This window comes from Arthrobacter sp. TJ-270, assembly GCF_058269075.1.
Genome location: NZ_JBZCNB010000009.1, coordinates 109,529 through 125,345, shown reverse-complemented (window position 1 = coordinate 125,345; position 15,817 = coordinate 109,529). Strand labels below are relative to the sequence as shown.

General features: G+C 63.6%; 19 protein-coding genes. 14 read left to right on the top strand and 5 right to left on the bottom strand.

Going from position 1 to position 15,817, the window contains the following annotated elements:
* Positions 1-36 precede the first annotated feature (36 nt).
* Both AC4D2M_RS15255 and AC4D2M_RS15250 read left to right on the top strand, forming a co-directional pair.
* Positions 37-516 (top strand): nucleoside deaminase, encoded by a 480-nt coding sequence (locus tag AC4D2M_RS15255; RefSeq protein WP_490892739.1) that lies wholly within the window; start codon positions 37-39, stop codon positions 514-516.
* 335 nt (positions 517-851) lie between these two features.
* Positions 852-1,781 carry a DUF4389 domain-containing protein gene (locus tag AC4D2M_RS15250; RefSeq protein WP_490892738.1) on the top strand — a complete coding sequence of 310 codons (930 nt, stop codon included), beginning with the start codon at positions 852-854 and terminating at the stop codon, positions 1,779-1,781.
* A gap of 398 nt (positions 1,782-2,179) precedes the next feature.
* Here AC4D2M_RS15250 and AC4D2M_RS15245 read toward each other — a convergent pair whose 3' ends face one another.
* Entirely contained in the window at positions 2,180-2,899 is a 720-nt protein-coding gene (locus AC4D2M_RS15245) for a TetR/AcrR family transcriptional regulator C-terminal domain-containing protein (RefSeq protein ID WP_490892737.1), read from the bottom strand.
* An 85-nt stretch (positions 2,900-2,984) separates the two neighbouring features.
* On the opposite strand from AC4D2M_RS15245, the gene AC4D2M_RS15240 reads away from it, so the two are divergent.
* The 3 genes from AC4D2M_RS15240 to AC4D2M_RS15230 all read left to right on the top strand — a co-directional run bounded on the left by AC4D2M_RS15240 (position 2,985) and on the right by AC4D2M_RS15230 (position 5,342).
* A complete protein-coding gene (locus tag AC4D2M_RS15240) occupies positions 2,985-3,686 on the top strand; it encodes a DUF4386 domain-containing protein (protein ID WP_490892736.1) in 702 nt (233 codons plus the stop codon).
* Positions 3,687-3,851: 165 nt separating this feature from the next.
* Complete coding sequence (locus AC4D2M_RS15235) at positions 3,852-4,838, top strand: NAD(P)-dependent alcohol dehydrogenase (RefSeq protein ID WP_490892735.1); 987 nt, start codon at positions 3,852-3,854, stop codon at positions 4,836-4,838.
* Positions 4,839-4,913: 75 nt separating this feature from the next.
* Positions 4,914-5,342, top strand: coding sequence for a hypothetical protein (locus tag AC4D2M_RS15230; RefSeq protein WP_490892734.1), 429 nt, complete (start codon positions 4,914-4,916; stop codon positions 5,340-5,342).
* 52 nt (positions 5,343-5,394) lie between these two features.
* Here the strand turns inward: AC4D2M_RS15230 and AC4D2M_RS15225 are convergent, their stop codons facing one another.
* Together AC4D2M_RS15225 and AC4D2M_RS15220 are read right to left on the bottom strand one after the other, a co-directional pair.
* Positions 5,395-5,892: a DUF6326 family protein gene (locus tag AC4D2M_RS15225; protein ID WP_490892733.1), complete on the bottom strand. Its 498-nt coding sequence runs from the start codon at positions 5,890-5,892 to the stop codon at positions 5,395-5,397.
* A gap of 96 nt (positions 5,893-5,988) precedes the next feature.
* Positions 5,989-7,029: an NAD(P)-dependent alcohol dehydrogenase gene (locus tag AC4D2M_RS15220; protein ID WP_490892732.1), complete on the bottom strand. Its 1,041-nt coding sequence runs from the start codon at positions 7,027-7,029 to the stop codon at positions 5,989-5,991.
* Between the two features lie 98 nt (positions 7,030-7,127).
* Between AC4D2M_RS15220 and AC4D2M_RS15215 the strand changes: the two genes are divergently transcribed.
* The 6 genes from AC4D2M_RS15215 (at position 7,128) to AC4D2M_RS15190 (ending at position 12,410) form a co-directional block, all read left to right on the top strand.
* On the top strand, positions 7,128-7,832 hold the full coding sequence (locus tag AC4D2M_RS15215; RefSeq protein WP_490892731.1) for a TetR/AcrR family transcriptional regulator: 705 nt from the start codon (positions 7,128-7,130) through the stop codon (positions 7,830-7,832).
* Between the two features lie 125 nt (positions 7,833-7,957).
* Positions 7,958-9,073: an AI-2E family transporter gene (locus tag AC4D2M_RS15210; RefSeq protein WP_490892730.1), complete on the top strand. Its 1,116-nt coding sequence runs from the start codon at positions 7,958-7,960 to the stop codon at positions 9,071-9,073.
* Positions 9,074-9,124: 51 nt separating this feature from the next.
* Positions 9,125-9,874 (top strand): hypothetical protein, encoded by a 750-nt coding sequence (locus AC4D2M_RS15205; protein WP_490892729.1) that lies wholly within the window; start codon positions 9,125-9,127, stop codon positions 9,872-9,874.
* Positions 9,871-11,502 (top strand): RecQ family ATP-dependent DNA helicase, encoded by a 1,632-nt coding sequence (locus tag AC4D2M_RS15200; RefSeq protein ID WP_490892728.1) that lies wholly within the window; start codon positions 9,871-9,873, stop codon positions 11,500-11,502. Before AC4D2M_RS15205 ends, AC4D2M_RS15200 begins: the two co-directional genes overlap by 4 nt.
* Positions 11,499-12,191 (top strand): hypothetical protein, encoded by a 693-nt coding sequence (locus AC4D2M_RS15195; RefSeq protein ID WP_490892727.1) that lies wholly within the window; start codon positions 11,499-11,501, stop codon positions 12,189-12,191. Before AC4D2M_RS15200 ends, AC4D2M_RS15195 begins: the two co-directional genes overlap by 4 nt.
* A gap of 15 nt (positions 12,192-12,206) precedes the next feature.
* Positions 12,207-12,410: a hypothetical protein gene (locus AC4D2M_RS15190; RefSeq protein ID WP_490892726.1), complete on the top strand. Its 204-nt coding sequence runs from the start codon at positions 12,207-12,209 to the stop codon at positions 12,408-12,410.
* A 10-nt stretch (positions 12,411-12,420) separates the two neighbouring features.
* Here AC4D2M_RS15190 and AC4D2M_RS15185 read toward each other — a convergent pair whose 3' ends face one another.
* Entirely contained in the window at positions 12,421-13,491 is a 1,071-nt protein-coding gene (locus AC4D2M_RS15185) for a winged helix DNA-binding domain-containing protein (protein WP_490892725.1), read from the bottom strand.
* Positions 13,492-13,540: 49 nt separating this feature from the next.
* Here AC4D2M_RS15185 and AC4D2M_RS15180 point away from each other — a divergent pair, with 49 nt between their 5' ends.
* From AC4D2M_RS15180 to AC4D2M_RS15170, 3 genes are all read left to right on the top strand, one after another.
* Entirely contained in the window at positions 13,541-14,203 is a 663-nt protein-coding gene (locus AC4D2M_RS15180; RefSeq protein WP_490892782.1) for an alpha/beta hydrolase family protein, read from the top strand.
* A 29-nt stretch (positions 14,204-14,232) separates the two neighbouring features.
* Positions 14,233-14,976 (top strand): alpha/beta hydrolase, encoded by a 744-nt coding sequence (locus AC4D2M_RS15175; protein ID WP_490892724.1) that lies wholly within the window; start codon positions 14,233-14,235, stop codon positions 14,974-14,976.
* A 127-nt stretch (positions 14,977-15,103) separates the two neighbouring features.
* A complete protein-coding gene (locus AC4D2M_RS15170) occupies positions 15,104-15,289 on the top strand; it encodes a YegP family protein (RefSeq protein WP_490892723.1) in 186 nt (61 codons plus the stop codon).
* Positions 15,290-15,307: 18 nt separating this feature from the next.
* Here AC4D2M_RS15170 and AC4D2M_RS15165 read toward each other — a convergent pair whose 3' ends face one another.
* Complete coding sequence (locus AC4D2M_RS15165) at positions 15,308-15,706, bottom strand: ArsR/SmtB family transcription factor (RefSeq protein WP_490892722.1); 399 nt, start codon at positions 15,704-15,706, stop codon at positions 15,308-15,310.
* Between the last annotated feature and the right edge of the window lie 111 nt (positions 15,707-15,817).

The following is a 15,817-nucleotide window of genomic DNA, read 5'->3' as shown; positions in this document are numbered from 1 at the left end:
AACGTCAAGGTCAACCGCTGGGTGTAGGGTTCCTGCATGAGCACTGTGGAGGAGCAGTTCCTCGCCCGGGCCATCGACCTCGCTACCCGCAACGTGCACGACGGCGGCGGCCCCTTCGGCGCCCTCATCGCCACCGGTGATGGGCGCACTTTCGAGGGAACCAACAGGGTAACCGCGAACAATGACCCCACTGCCCATGCCGAAGTCATGGCGATTCGGAACGCGTGTTCGTCGCTGCAGACGTTCGATCTGACCGGGTGCGCCCTCTACACCAGCTGCGAGCCGTGCCCGCTGTGCCTGGCGGCCGCGCTTTGGGCCCGTGTGGACGGAATAGTGTTCGCCGCGGACCGGCACGACGCGGCGCGCGCCGGATTCGACGACGCCGTGTTCTACGAGTTCTTCGCCAAGCCTGTGGAGGAACGGTCCATGCAGGTTCGGCAGGTCAACCTCCCCGATTCAGCGAGTGCGGATCCGTTCCGCGCCTGGGCAGAGCTGGCCGACCGTATTGATTACTGAGGCCCAACCATTAATCCTTCCAGCCGGTCGTGGCTAACTTCTCTGTCCCAATGAAACTTCGGGGACGAGTTCGACCCCAGACTGAACCTCATCCTCGGCAGGACTAGAGAACGCTGCATTGTTTTGACTGGTCATAACTAGCCGGCACCTATCGCCAATTCGTACAACGTACGGTACGCTGATCGTACATCGTACGAATGGCGCACTCTCCGCTACTTCGCCGAGGAACATGCTCGCGCAAATCACAGTATGCGCCGTCCTTCACCCAGCGCTCCGCGCCGGAGTGACAACAAATCCCATCCACCACCATCGCAAGAAACCCAGGGCACAAGACCATGACTATCTACCCGGCCCACGCCTCCGGACAACCGAACCTGCCGCCGGAGAAAATGAGTCCAGCACACATGTTTATCCTCGTCACCGGGGTTCTGCTCATCGCCGGATCACTTGGCATCTTCTCCTCCTCCGAGGCCCTCCTCGCAGGGCTTGCCATGCTTGCCGGCGGGTTGGTGCTCATCATCCTCGGAGCCGCTGGCCTCGGCAGGAGAATGCACTCCCCGTCCCGCTCGGAGACGGCCGCAAGTCCCGCAGGAACCTATCCTGCACGGTTGGAGGGACAGCTGGATCCGAACCTGACGAGATGGATGTGGCTGGTGAAGTGGATTTTGGCCATTCCGCACTACATTGTGCTTGTCGTCCTCGGGATTGCTTTCGTGGTGGTAACGGTTGCTGCGGGGGTGATGATCCTTTTCACCGGCCGCTATCCGGTCCCACTTTTCCAGTTCACGGTCGGCGTTATGCGGTGGCACTGGCGGGTGGCCTTCTACGCCAACGGGGTGATGGGCACGGACCAGTATCCGCCGTTCACTCTTGCACACACCGATTACCCGGCGACGTTCGAGGTGGACTATCCCGAGAAACTCTCCCACGGTCGGGTCCTGGTGAAGTCCTGGCTCCTCGCATTGCCCCACCTACTCATTGTCGGGGTACTCACGGGCAGCATTTGGGCATCCTCAAACGAAGGGGGCACCAACGGAATGTCGTTGCTTGGGCTGCTGGTGTTCATCACCGCGGTCATCCTACTGTTCACCGGCGTCTATCGTCTGGGATTATTCAACCTGATCATGGGAATCAACCGGTGGGTCTACCGGACCATGACCTACGTAGCCCTGATGCGCGATGACTATCCGCCCTTCCGCCTCGACCAGGGGCCACTCGACCCACCCACGCAGCCCGCCCTCTCCAAGCAAGGCCCAAACCAATGACCAGCCCAGTCCCCGCCGTCCGCGACATCTGCAAGTCCTACGGGCGCGCAGCACGCTTCGATGGTCTGGGACAACCCGCTTCACAGTTCCTTCAACGATCCTGATGGCCCCGTCAGGACCGAGTGCTCGAAAAGGACGACCTCGACGCACTCGATTGGATGTGTGTAGGTCACTCATCGACTTCTCTGCCACCATTCAAGGACTCACACTCCCCGACGACCGTCGCTGAGACGCTCAGCCCGATACGAGGCCTGAGCTGCTGTGAGCTGACCCAGACAATCTGTGCCGATGTGGGCGTGGTGCAGCAGCCGATCCACGGCGGCGGCGAGGGTTTTCGGCATGAGCTCGTCGAAACCGCACCCCCAGGAGCGTCATAGCCCGCATTTACGCTGTCTCCGTCAATCGCTCTCGTTCAGCACACCTTCAGGCTGCCGATCCCCGGGGTGTCGCTCGAGCCACCCTTCGAGGCCGTCGAGGAGGAGGTCGAGACCGAGCGGGAACTCGTCGCCATAGGAATAGCCGGGCTGAAGCACATGGTCCGCCGTCAGCTCGGCGAGATACGGGTACTCGTTGACAGGAAGTTGGGCGAGCATGACGTGCGCCATCGCAGCCGTCTCTTCCTGCGTGTGAAACGGCAGGTTCTTCTCCTGCATCGCGAAGCCGTAGATGTAGCTGTCCAACGCCGAGAACGCATGGGCTGCCATGGCAATGGAGAATCCCGCGTTCCGGAGCGTGCCGATGACACGGTCGTGATGGCGCAGCGTGGCTGGCCCCGGATTGGTCCCGGAATCCTTCAATGCGGTGGCCCACGGGTGGCGCGACAGCGTGTCGCGGAACGAGACCGATCGCTTGCGTATCGCCGTCTTCCAGTCGTCACTATGTGAGGGCAGTTCGATCTCGTTGAACACGGCGTCGACCATTGCGTTGAACAGGTCTTCCTTGTTAGCGACGTGGGTGTACAGCGACATCGCCTCCACCCCGAGTTCTTCACCGAGCCTGCGCATCGTCAGTGATTCGATGCCCGCGTCATCGGCAAGCGCGATCGCTGCGCTCAGCACCAGCTCGCGGTTCAAACGGCCGCGTGACACCGCGCCGGTCTTGCTCGATGGCCTCGTCATAATCTCTCCGTTCGGATCCATTGACAAAACTTACCACGTAAGCGTAACTTACTTACAACGTAAGTATACAACGTAAGGACACTTAATGAACCCCACCACGCTCAAGCCGAGCAAGACCGACGTCCAACAACGCCCGATAAACTTCACCACCTGGTCGCCGCGCACTGCCGCGATTGTGGCCGGAATCGGGCTCGCGATCATGGCGGTGCTGGCTGGTTCCGCCAACTTCGGCGTGATCGTCCCCTTGATCGCTCGCGGCGATGCCGAACAAACCGCGCAGAACATCTCCGGCGCCCCCCTCCTGTTCTTCGCGGGTGTCGTCAGCTTCTTCATCGTGGCGGTACTCGACATCATCGTGGCCGGGGCGATGTACACACTGTTCAAGCCGGTGAGCCGTCGGGTCTCGGCGGCAGCGGCCTGGATGAGATCGGTGTACGCGGTGCTCTTGGTGGTTGCTACTAGTCAACTCGTGATCGGGTTCTCGCTCCTCGGCGATCCCGAAGCCGCCCTCCCGGTGCTGGAGTCGTTCAACACCATCTGGGTCATCAGCCAGGGCCTGTTCGGCATCTCCCTACTGCTCGTCGGCTATCTGGCCATCCGGTCGGGATTCGTGCCGAAGGTCTTCGGCATCCTGCTCGCCATCGCCGGCATCGGATACCTGGCAGATGCCGTCGGTACGGCCTTCATCCCCGACTTCACCGCCGTTTTCGCCCAGTTCATGTTCGTGGGCGAGGTTGTGATCATCTTCTGGCTGCTCATCGCCGGCCGCCGGCTACCCGCCAACTGAACCGCCGACTGCCAAGGAGGAAACCATGGGCAATCCCGTACTCACAGGCCTCGGCATCCGGGACACCATGCGGGCCACGGTGTCCCGCCGCTAAGGCGGAGCCCCCGTACTGATCACCGGAAACCCTCCCCGGGTCCTAGACCTCCCCAAACCTTGGAGAACAGCATGCAGGCAATCACAAGCCGCACCTACGGCACGCCGGAAGTCGTCCACGTTGAAGAGATCGATACACCGGCTCCCAGGAACGGGGAGGTATTGATCCGCAACTTCGCAACCGTCGTCTCCCAGGCGGAATGTACCGCACGCAACGGCAAGGACCCCTTTGCTCGGCTCTACTTCGGTTTGGTACGGCCGCGCTTTCCGGTCCTGGGAACCGGCTTTGCCGGTGAAATTCAGGCAATAGGAAGCGCAGTGACCAGGTACCGTGTCGGTGATCAGGTCACGGGATCAGTGGGACCGACCCTCGGCGCCCACGCCGAGTACGTCACGGTTTCCGAAAACGGGATCATCGCGATGAGGCGCGCCGGCCTGGTACCGACGGACGCCGTGGCAGTCCTTGATGGTGCCCTCACCGCCTTACCGTTTCTAAGAGACGCCGCCGGGCTGAAGGCCGCTCAGTCCATTATGATCAACGGCGCCTCCGGCGCGGTGGGTACGGCCGCTGTCCAGCTCGCCAAGCATTTCGGGGCAGTTGTCACCGCGGTCTGCAGCACCGCAAACCTTGAGTTGGTGAAATCCCTCGGTGCCGACAAAGTCATCGACTACACCGCGGAGGACTTCACGAAGATGGGCCAGGACTACGACGTTGTCTTTGATGCGGTAGGCAAAAGCTCATACACCCGCAGCCGCAAGCTCCTAAAGCCCGGCGGTATCTATTTGACGACCGTGCCCTCCTTACCGATCCTGATGTGGATGCTGGTGACCCGAATCTCCGGCAAAACCCGGGCAGGAATCGCGTTCACCGGGCTTCGAAAGCCCCAGCAGATGGCCCAGGACGTGACATTCATGTGCGATCTGGCGGCATCCGGACACTATGTCCCGGTCATCGACCGAACCTACAACCTGAAGGAAGCCGCTTCCGCGCATGCCCATGTGGAATCAGGGCACAAAAAAGGCAGCGTGGTCCTCGCCCTGCATGACCCCGCCGAATAAGCGGCCTACGCGGCAGCGGAACTGTTCCCTCACCGCCACCCATAACCGGCAGTACCCACCAAGTAAGGAAACACCATGAAACTCACCAGAGAACATTGTCCTGCGTCTCGACCCGGAAAAGCTGCGGCGGCCCTCCTTCTGGTCGTTGCCGGCTTCCAGGCATCACTGGCCGGCGGCGCACCGTGGGCAGCGGCAGCGTATGGAGGAACACATTCCGGGGTCTTGCCCGATTCCCTGCGTGCCAGCAGCGCGGTTACCGCCGTGATCTATCTGGCCCTGGCGGCCGTTGCCGGAACGTCATGGGTGCCCGTTGGGATCCGGCGCCGCTTCATGTATGGGACCAGCGCCCTGATGGTCATCGGAGCGGCATTGAACATCGCGTCCCCGTCGCTTATCGAACGCATCATCTGGGTCCCGGCAACCATCCTGCTGGTGATAACACTCTGGCGTGCGGCCAAGCTCGATGCGATCCAAGTCCTCCGTAAATCAGCGGCACCGGCATAACATTGACCTTCTGTTTTCACGTCGATCAGGCAAATCCCTGCCGCGCTTAGGTTCACGCTTGCTGCTGGGCGCGAACGGCTTCACGGTCCGGGCTGGTCGGCATGGTTGCCGACGGCGCGGTGCGGGGCCAGGTCCAGGCGGAGCGCAGGATGAAGGCCAGGATCAGCAGCTCGACTCCAATAGTGAGGCCGTAGTAAAAGGCCCAGTCCCAGGTCGCCCCTGCCGCGTTGAAGATGGAGAGGGGGATGAAAAGCAAGGCAACGACGAGGTTCGTGGCGCGGTTCGCCCGGGCGGGCAGCGTCATCGAGAGCAGCACCATCAGGCTCGGGATCGCTATGATCACGAAGAAGATCGAAATCAATGTCCCAGTGATGTCGAAGACAAAGATCTCGCCACCCCGGATTTCGTCGATTTCGCCGGGCTGGTAGAGGTGGAAGTAGTCGATGTAGATGACGAGGAACATGAAGCTGGTCCAGGCGGCCGCGAGCTTGGCCTGCACGGGGATCGGCGGGTTGTCGAGCAGGTTCGGGGTTTTTGTTCGGATGGGCATTGGTTTTTCCTTCGATTGGAGTGGTCCGTCCGCCGGAGTGGCGGCAGGTCTGGGCGTGCATTCGCACGGGTTGGGTCGTTCTCGTCGGTCCGGTCGTCAGACGGTGATCACGACCTTCCCTCGGGTGTGGCCTGCTCCGACGTAGCGGAGGGCGTCGGCTGCTTCGTCGAGGGTGTGGATGCGGTCGATGACGGGCGTGATCTGCCCGGTCTTGAGCAGATCGGCAAGGGTGAGCAGGTCCTGGCGCTTCCCGACCGACATGAATGGCTTCAACTGCTGACGGGTGAATCCGGACAGCACACGCGCTTTGACGATCCGACCGAGGGGGCCGAACCAGCGGCCGCCGCGTCCGCTGTTGGGGATCAGGGTGCCGGTGGGCGTCAGCGCTTGGCGGGCAGCCGCCAGGGGCTGGGCTTCCACGTTGTCGAGGATGACGTCGTAGCGCTTACCGGTGCGGGTGAAGTCGTTCCTCGTGTAGTCAATGACGTGGTCGGCACCGAGTGACCGGACCAGGTCGACGTTGTGGGTGCTGCACACACCCGTCACCTCGGCACCAAGCGCCTTGGCGATCTGTACGGCGAAGGAGCCCACGCCGCCTGACGCGCCCGTGACCAGCACCGTCTGGCCCGGTCGAACGTTCGCGATCTTGCGCAATGCCTGCAACGCCGTCATGGCCGAGGTGGGCACCGCTGCCGCGTCCACGACCGACAGGTTGGCAGGCACGGACACGAGGTTGTCCGCCGGGACGCATGCGTACTCCGCGAGTGCTCCAGCAGTGCTCCAGCCGAACACCTCGTCGCCGGGGCGGAGAGCGCTGACGTCCTTCCCGACCGCTGCCACCACGCCGGCGAGGTCCATGCCAGGGATGCCGTGGCGCGGCCGGCGGATCCCGTACACCAGGCGCACCATGTACGGCTCGCCGGTCATGACGAAGTAGTCGCCAGGGTGTACCGAGGCCGCGCCCACCTGGACGAGCACCTCGCCTGGGCCGGGTAGCGGTAGCCCGACATCGGACGACTCGAGCACCGAGGGCGGGCCGTAACGGTGCTGGAAGGCGGCACGCATCGTCGCCGCCCCGCCCAGACTCGCCCCCGGCATCAGGGGTGCTCCGGCATTGGATCGCTGCTCGTTTTCCACAGAACCTCCTTGCGTCCGAGTAGCGACTCGCGCTGGCTCGTGAACCGTACAGCGTACGACGTACGTTGTACGGTAAAGTGTGAGCGTACACTGTACTAATGTCAAGCCTTCGAGAGAGCGAGGAATCCGTGTCCGCTAGGGAACAACGCCAGGTTGCGTCAGACGCGGGGCTGAGCAAGCAGCGGATGGTGGTCGAGGCGGTCCGGCTCGCCGACAGCGAGGGGGTCGACGGGCTGAGCATGCGCCGGCTGGCTGGTGCGCTCGGCGCGGGCGCGATGTCGCTTTACCACTACGTGGCGAGCAAGGAGGAGTTGCTGGACGCCATGATCGACATCGTGTTCGAGGAGATCGAGCTCCCGCCCGAAGACACCGACTGGCAGTCGGCGATGCGACGGCGGGCGGTATCCGCCCGACAGGTTCTCGCACGCCACCCGTGGGCGATCGGCCTGATGGAGTCGCGGACATCCCCGGGGCCCGCCAATCTCCGCCACCACGAAGCGGTCACCGCCTGCCTGCGGAGGGCTGGCTTCTCGGTCTTGATGGCGACGCACGCCAATTGGTTGCTCGACAGCCTTGTCTACGGTTACGCCCTGCAGGAAGCCAGCCTGCCGTTCGACACCGCCGATGAGTTCGCGGACATGGGCGAGGACGTCTACCTGCCCCAGCTTCCTCCTGACGAGTTCCCCTACCTCAACGAGTCCGCCGCGGCGCTCGTCGCTGCCGGCTACGACCCGGCGGAGGAGTTCATCTTCGCCCTCGACCTCGTCCTAGCCGCCCTCGAGCCCCTGAGAGCCTCCGCATAGCGACGCTCACGGACCGCCCGGCAGGCATCCCCCGCACACCCACTCCCACCCCCGAAAAAAATACACAGTATGCTTAGCATTTATTGCCAGCGCATACCGATTACCCCACGGGGAAGGGAAAACACATGGCCGGATCCCACCTGCACAGCGTTCGATCGAGTCCCTGGTCAGACGGCCTCGGCCGGACCGGCTCCCGGGCCGGGCAGATCCTGCTGATACTCACTCTTGCGGTCGTGGCCATCTACGGCCTACTCCAGATCCGTCTGCTCGTCATCCCCATCATCATCGCGTTGATCCTCGCGGCGGCCATCGGGCCGTTCGTGAACCTGCTGCGTCGGCGCGGAGTTCCCGGCGCTCTCGCCACAGCCATCGCCTTCCTTGCCCTGCTGATCGCGCTCTCCGCCGTCATCACCATCATCGTGGTATCGGTCCGAAGCCAGGCCGATGAGCTGATCACTTCCGCCAGCGAGGGCCTCGATGAGTTGCAGGCATTCCTCACCAGCGGACCATTCCCGATCGCGCCGGAGCAGCTCGACCAGGCGCGGACAGCCATCATCGACTTTGCGACGAGCCCGCAGTTCCGGTCGGGTGCAATTTCGGGCGCCTCCGTGGTGGCCGAGTTCCTCACCGGCGCCACCCTGACAGCCGTCATCCTCTTCTTCTTCCTGAAGGACGGCAAGAAGATCTGGGAGTTCTTCCTTCGACCCTTCAAGGGCGAGCGCGACCAGAAGCTGCGCCGCGCCGGCACCCGCACCCTCGAGGTCCTCGGCGGCTACGTCCGCGGTACGGCGATTGTCGCCCTGGTGGATACCGTGGCGATCGGCGCCGCGCTGCTCATTCTCGGTGTACCGCTCGCTTTGCCGCTTGCCATGATCGTCTTCATCGGCGCATTCATTCCCCTGGTGGGCGCCACCATCGCCGGTATCCTCGCCGCACTCGTTGCACTCGTCGCCAACGGGCCGATCGTCGCGCTCATCGTGGTTGGCGTCGTCGTCGCGGTCAACCAGCTCGAAGGTGACCTTCTGCAGCCGGTCGTGATGGGCAAATCACTGAGCCTCCACGCACTGGTGATTCTGCTGGCTCTGACTGCCGGAACCATCCTCGCGGGCATCATCGGCGCCGTACTGTCGGTTCCCATTGCCGCGGTGACCTGGGCGATCCTGCAGGTGTGGACCGACGAGGACCCGCGGATGGAACCGCTGAATCCGGACCTGCCGCCCGCGGGATCCGAGCCAACCTGAGCACAGCGGGGCGTGGAACAAATGGCACCGCAACCGGAAGAGAGGTAGCCCGTGAGCATGGCACTGATCGGTTCACTCGTCATTGCGCTGGTATTGGCGGCACTGCACCTCGCCGCTCCACACATCCGCAAATTGCCGCTTGTCCCGGAAAACGTGACGGGGTCATTTGCGGGAGGACTCGCGGTTGCCTACGTCTTCCTTCACCTGCTCCCGGAAATCGCTGAGGGCAACGAGGCGATCGGAGAACTCCTCGAGGACACCATTGAGGTCACTCCGCTTTTCGATCTCGGCATTTTCGTTGTAGCCCTCACCGGTTTCACCATCTTCTATGGACTGGACCGTTTGGCCACCTCCCGGCGCTCGCGCAAGCGCCCCGATTCGGCAGCAGCCTACTGGGTGCACCTCGGAGCGTTTGCGTTCTACAACACGCTCATCACCTACACGATGGCCCTGCGCGTTGAAACGGGTTACCTGTTCGCAGTCCTCTTCGCCATCGCCATGGGCCTGCACTTCGTGCTCACGGACCGGCATCTGGAGGAACATTACCCACGACGTTTCGACTCCAGCGGACGGGTGGTCCTCGCCGGCGCGCTCCTCCTCGGCTGGTTCCTGTCGTTCGTGTTCGCGCCGACCAGCACGGTTGTCGTCGCCATACTCACCGCGCTGCTGGGTGGCGCCGTCCTGCTGAACGTCTTCAGGGAAGAGCTTCCGTCAGACCGCGGGTCCAGTTTCCCCTGGTTTCTTGCCGGCATGGTGTTGTACTCCATCCTGCTTGCCCTCCTCACGGCGACCGCTGAATGAACCCGAAACCCGAAGCCACCGCACGGGAGCTCTTCGGCTGGGACTCCCTGCTCCCGGGGCAGCGCAAGGCTCTGAAAGCGGCCGACGACGGCAGGAACCTTCTCTGCGTCCTCCCCACCGGTTACGGGAAGTCAGCCATCTACCAGGTGGCGGCCATGACCGTCCCTGGCGTCGCCGTCGTGGTTTCACCACTTATTGCCCTCCAGCGTGACCAGGTGGAGGGCATCAACGAGGCGCTCGGCGAGGTCCGCGCCTATGTCCTGAATTCCACTGCCACCGACGCTGAAATCGACGAGGCCTGGGTGGCCGCAGGAGACGTCGACGAAGAACGCCGGGCCAAGTTCCTCTTTCTCGCGCCCGAACAGGTGGCGCGGGCGGAAGTAGCCGAACGGCTCAAGGCCCTCGACGTGTCCTTTCTCGTGATCGACGAGGCGCACTGTGTGTCGGCATGGGGCCACGATTTCCGCCCTGACTACCTCCAGCTTGGCTCGCTCGTGAAGCGGCTGAAGCGCCCGGTGATCGCACTGACGGCAACGGCCTCTCCCCCGGTGCGGCAGGAAATCATCGAGCGGCTGAAACTGAGGGACGCCGTCGTCGTCGCCGAAGGCTTCGACCGGCCGAACCTGCACCTCAGCGTCCAGCAGCACGAGTCCGAGCGGGACAAGAAGCGCGCCGTTCTTGAACAGGTAACTTCCCTACCAGGGCAGGGACTGCTGTACACCGCCACCCGCAACCAGACGGACGAGTACGCGCAGGAGTTGCGGAAGGCGGGATTGCGCGCTGACGCCTACCACTCGGGCCGCAGGAAATCAGAGCGGACCGCCCTGCACGAGGATTTCCACGCCGGTGAGCTGGATGTCGTGGTGGCCACCACGGCGTTCGGAATGGGCATCGACAAGCCTGACGTGCGGTTCGTGATCCACGCGGACATCCCCGACTCGCTCGACAGCTACTACCAGGAGGTTGGGCGCGCGGGCCGGGACGGTGAGCCTGCCGACGTGGTGCTGCACTATCGCACCGAAGACCTTGGGATCCGCCGGTTCTTCGCGGGCAAGAGTGTGCAGGAGGACAGCCTCCGCGAGTTGCTTGCCGCCCTGCGGTCAGCCGACGGTGCGCTCGACGCGGCGGGCATTCGGGAGGAGACCGGGCTGACACAGCGCAAACTCTCCGGACTCCTGAACCAGCTCCTTGAGGTGGGAGCGGTCCGCGAGCGCGGCGGAAAATACCGCGCCGCAGCCGCCGATGCTGATCAGGTGGTGGCCGACGTCGTCGAGCACCGGAAGCAGCGGCAGGAAATGGACCGTTCCCGCCTGGATATGGCTCGGCAGTACGCCGAACACCGGGGGTGCCGGCGGAGGTTCCTGCTCGGCTACTTCGGTGAGGAGCGGGAAGGCCTCTGTGATGCCTGCGACAACTGCGATTCCGGCCGGTCGGCCGAAAACAACGACAACGGCAAGAACCACCCCTTCGCCCTGCAGAGCACAGTGCGGCACGGCGAATGGGGTCGGGGCGTTGTGATGGGTTACGAGAACGACGTCGTCACCATCCTGTTCGAGGAGCACGGATACAAGTCGCTGTCCGTTCCACTGGTTGAGGCGAAGAATTTGTTGAAGGAGGTGGGATTGTGAACCTGGTGTCCTCGCTGGCGCGCGCCGGCGGCCAGGGGCTGAAGGCCGTGTTCGCCGCCCTGTCGGTTTTTCGTCCGGGACGGCCCATTCACTGTAACGGCGTGATGTTGGAGGGGACCCTTACCCACACCCGGGGCCTCAGCAGCGAAGAATGGCTGGACAGCCCGGGTGACGTCCAGGTGCTCGCGCGGATATCGCGCTCGGCGGGCTTGCCGGATACCGTGCCCGACGTCATCGGCCTGGCTCTACGCGTCGGCGACGCGGACGTGCTGCTCTCCACGACCGGGCGCGGGGTACCTGGTCGATTTCTGATCCTGCCGCGGCGGTCGGTCGTGGACGGACCTTTCACCACGCTTATGCCGTTCAAGGGGACCGGAGGTCCCGTGCTGCTGGCCGTACGCCGCGAGGGACCCGGCCCTGAGCTGAGGACACTGTCCGAGCTTCGCCGGTACGGGAAGGAGCTTCAGTGGGGCCTGTTTTACAGCCGGCTGCGCGGGCCGTGGACGCGTGTCGGCGCCCTGCGGTTGATGGTCAGCAGCAACCAGGATCAAGCGACACGGTTCGACCCCGTGGGACGTCCTCCTGCCGGTCTGGCCACGTATGGATGGACACGGGCGCTGCGGGTTCCGTCGTACGCTCTCGCACAAAAATCCAGAGGATGGATACACTTCGGGAGAGAAGTCCGATGAGCCCGAAAGTGACCCATGGAAACGAACCACAAGCTTTCTCCGGAAGAACCCTTCCCGGAAGACCTGACCGTCCTTGAGGACGTCGAGGTGGAAGTACTCAACAGCCGCATTCACCGGGAGCTTGAAGCTGAGTATGCGGAAGGGCTTCCGGAGCCGGAAACTGAGGCACGCCTCGAGGAGGTCAACCTGGAGTTGAACCGACGCGAGCAGGAGGGCTGAGGATGAACGCCTACGAAGCGAGGAACCGTTCGTAAGCCGTGACGGCGCCGTCGAAAGCATGAGTGTCACTGATGCTCGATTCCGGAAACGGCGTGACTGTTACTGAACGTTCGCGCGGGCTCCTCCGCCACGTTCCCACAGCCCGGCCGTCCAGCACGAGCGAGGGCTTGAAGACCCCGTTTTTGGCGAGCATGATGCGCGATGCGTATTCGCCGGGGAGCATCAATGACCGGTCCTGGTAGCCAAGGATGTATTCGTCGTATCCGGGCAGGAGCAGTCCTTCAGCAGCCACCGATCTTTGGTCAGCTGCCGCAGAGAGCGCCCAGTAACCTACCCCGTCATGGACATACTCCGTAAGCTCACTGCGGGCGAGCGCCAACCCAATCTTGGCGTCAGTGACCGTGAGCTTCGACCACCAAACGAAGTCCTGCAGGGTTGCCGGGCCATGTCCCGCGAAATACCCGAGAACGAACCGTCTCAGAGCCTCTTCCCGATCGAGATCGGGCTCCCCCGGCGCCCATTCATCAAGCAGCACAAGAGCCTGCTGGGCACCGTCCGGCGGCCCCCAGCACACCAGTTCCACCTGCGCGAGGTACCAGATGATGTGGTATCCCCGCTGGCCAAGGGTGGAGACGCCGGCACGGTTCAGCGCCTCCAGAAACTCGTCGCGGCTCAGTGCCATGCCACCCGCCAGCGCCTCCCCTGCCGCGTCCCGGGCCCGATCGAGTGTCCGCTGATCCAGGCCCAGCTCGTTCAGGCGCCGGGCTGCAGATTTGATCATCCGACCCGCGGTCAATCCCAGCATCCAGCGGAGGTCGGACGGACGCACGAAATGCAACGTGCCGCGGATCGGATAGGAGCGCACTACCTCGGCGCTGTCCAGGACGGCAAGGATGTCATCCCGGGTTGTTCCCGGGGCCCGCAAGCCGAGCGCCCACAGCGCCTGACCAAACTCCTGCGCCTGGACTGCCAGCATCCTGCGGACGACATTCACTCCGCCGCCGGGTCCGTCGTCGTTCTCCGGGAAGTGAGCGGCAAGCCGGCGCTCCAACATGTGATCACGGGTGATGGGTGTTCCCATGGCTACAGTATGCGTCGAGCCGGAGGGGAACCTACGGCATGATGGGCAGATGGCTTTCTCCGAGCGTTTCACCCTGCACGCTGACGACGCCAGTTTCACCTGCGCGTACAGTTGCCCGGATGACCCTGCGGCGACGTTTGTCATTGCCCACGGAGCCGGTGCGGGGATGGACCACCCCTTCCTTGTCGGTTTCAGCGATGCGCTGAACGAGTCGGGCTTCGCAACGCTCAGGTTCAACTTCCCCTACATGGACCAGGGCAAACGTTTCCCGGACCGTCCTCCGAAGGCCATCGCGGTCTGGCGCCGGGTCATGGAAGAGGCGCAGGACCGTTCCGGCGGCAAAACCGTGTGGGCATGTGGAAAATCGTTCGGTGGGCGCATGGCGTCCATGGCTGTCGCGGAGGGGATGAAGGCCGCCGGCCTCGTCTTCCTCGGTTACCCCCTGCACCCGCCGGGCAAGCCGGAAAAAATCCGCGACGCGCACCTGGACGCCGTCGACGCTCCGATGCTGTTCCTCCAGGGGAGTAACGACCCCTTCGCCCAAAAGCACCTCCTGGACGCAGTTGTCGCAAAACTCGGAACGCGGGCAACCCTCCAGCCAGTGCCCGACGCCGATCACTCCTTCGCGATCAAAGGCACCAAGCGGAGTTCACAGGAAATCGGCGCATCCCTCGCCCCTGCCGTGGCGTCGTATGTTGCACGCAATGGTTAGGCAAGGCGGCGAATGGGTACGGTGAAGGTATGCTGAGCCCCGCTCCCACAAACCTGACTGTCATCCCCGCCGCCGACGGCGCCAACACGCCACGACCGGCCGTGCTGGTTCTGCCCGGAGGAGGATACGGCAAGACGTCGCCCCACGAAGCCGAACCGGTCGCAGAGTGGCTCGCGGGCCTCGGACTGCACGCATTTGTGCTCCGGTACCGGGTTGCCCCGCACCAGCACCCGGCACCGCTGAGCGATGCTAAGGAGGCGATGCTCTGGATCCGGGGCGGCGACCACGGTGTCGCTGTAGATACCGGGCGGGTGGGAGTACTCGGATTCTCCGCCGGCGGGCATCTCGCCGCCACCCTTTCCACCGCCACATCCTGTGATGACCCGAAGCTGGACGTCGCCGCTGCCATCCCGGCCCTATCCATTCTGTGCTACCCGGTGGTCTCGTTTACGGACGCCGTCCACCAGGGAAGCATCGATAACCTGCTCGGCCAGTCGCCGTCGTCGGCCCTGCTTCGAAGAATGTCACCGGAATTGAACGTCACCGACGCAACGCCACCGGCGTTCCTATGGCACACAGCCGACGATGATGCCGTGCCCGTGCAGAACACGTTTGCCTATGCGGGCGCCCTGGTTCAGCACGGGGTGCCCACGGAGGTTCACGTGTTTCCGCACGGCCCGCACGGGCTTGGACTGGCCGACGGTGAGACCGGGCCGGATGAGTGGACCGCCCTCTGCGCGAAGTGGTTGACCAGGCAGGGCTGGACCAGCTGAGGCCTCGGAGCCTTCGTACTGCGCAGTCGAACGTAGGCTGGCGTCACAATCTTCCCTGCGCGACCAATTGATGAAAACCTAAAGTCCTCAGGCGCAATGTGGCGCCGGCATTTTGTGGGGAGAACATATGCCCGGGAACTTCGAGATTTTCAGAGGCGCCGATGCGCTGTATCGCTTCCGTCTCATGGATGAGCACGGCGGGGTCCTCGTGACCTCTGCCGGGTACCGCCGAAAGGTAGAGGCAGTCACGGCCATCACCGCCGTACGCGAGAACGCCGCCACCGGCCACATCAATGACCAGTGTTACGGGTGAGCAACCTGGGGTTGAACATTACGGCCCAGGTGCCGGTCGCGTGTCCGGAGAAGCTTCGGACCCATCCGGCGCGGCCCATTCGGAGGTGAGCAACTGCTGTTGCGTCGACTCGAGAACTTCGCCCAGGAGCATCTTGGCGGAAGCAAGCAGCTCGGCGACGCGTGGGTACGCGAGGCTGTAAAAGACCTGGCTGCCGCGCCGCTCTGACACCACGAGGTGATGGGTCCGCAGGACGGAGAGGTGCTGCGACAGGCGGGAGGCTTCGACGTTCATGTCCGAGATGAGATCGGTCACCGAGACATCGGGTGAAGCGGAGAGGATCTCGAGAACCCGAACACGCACCGGATGCGCCATGCCCTTGAAGAGATTCGCCTTGACCTCGTACAGAGGTTTGTGCGCTCCAGGAAAAATCTCCAACGGGTCACCCTTCGCGTGCATGGAACGGCCGAACAAGCGAATGAGAACCGGTTCCTGAAAAGGCCCGCGGCGGTCGCCGGGGCAGTTGAGCACTTCATCATACCGCCACGG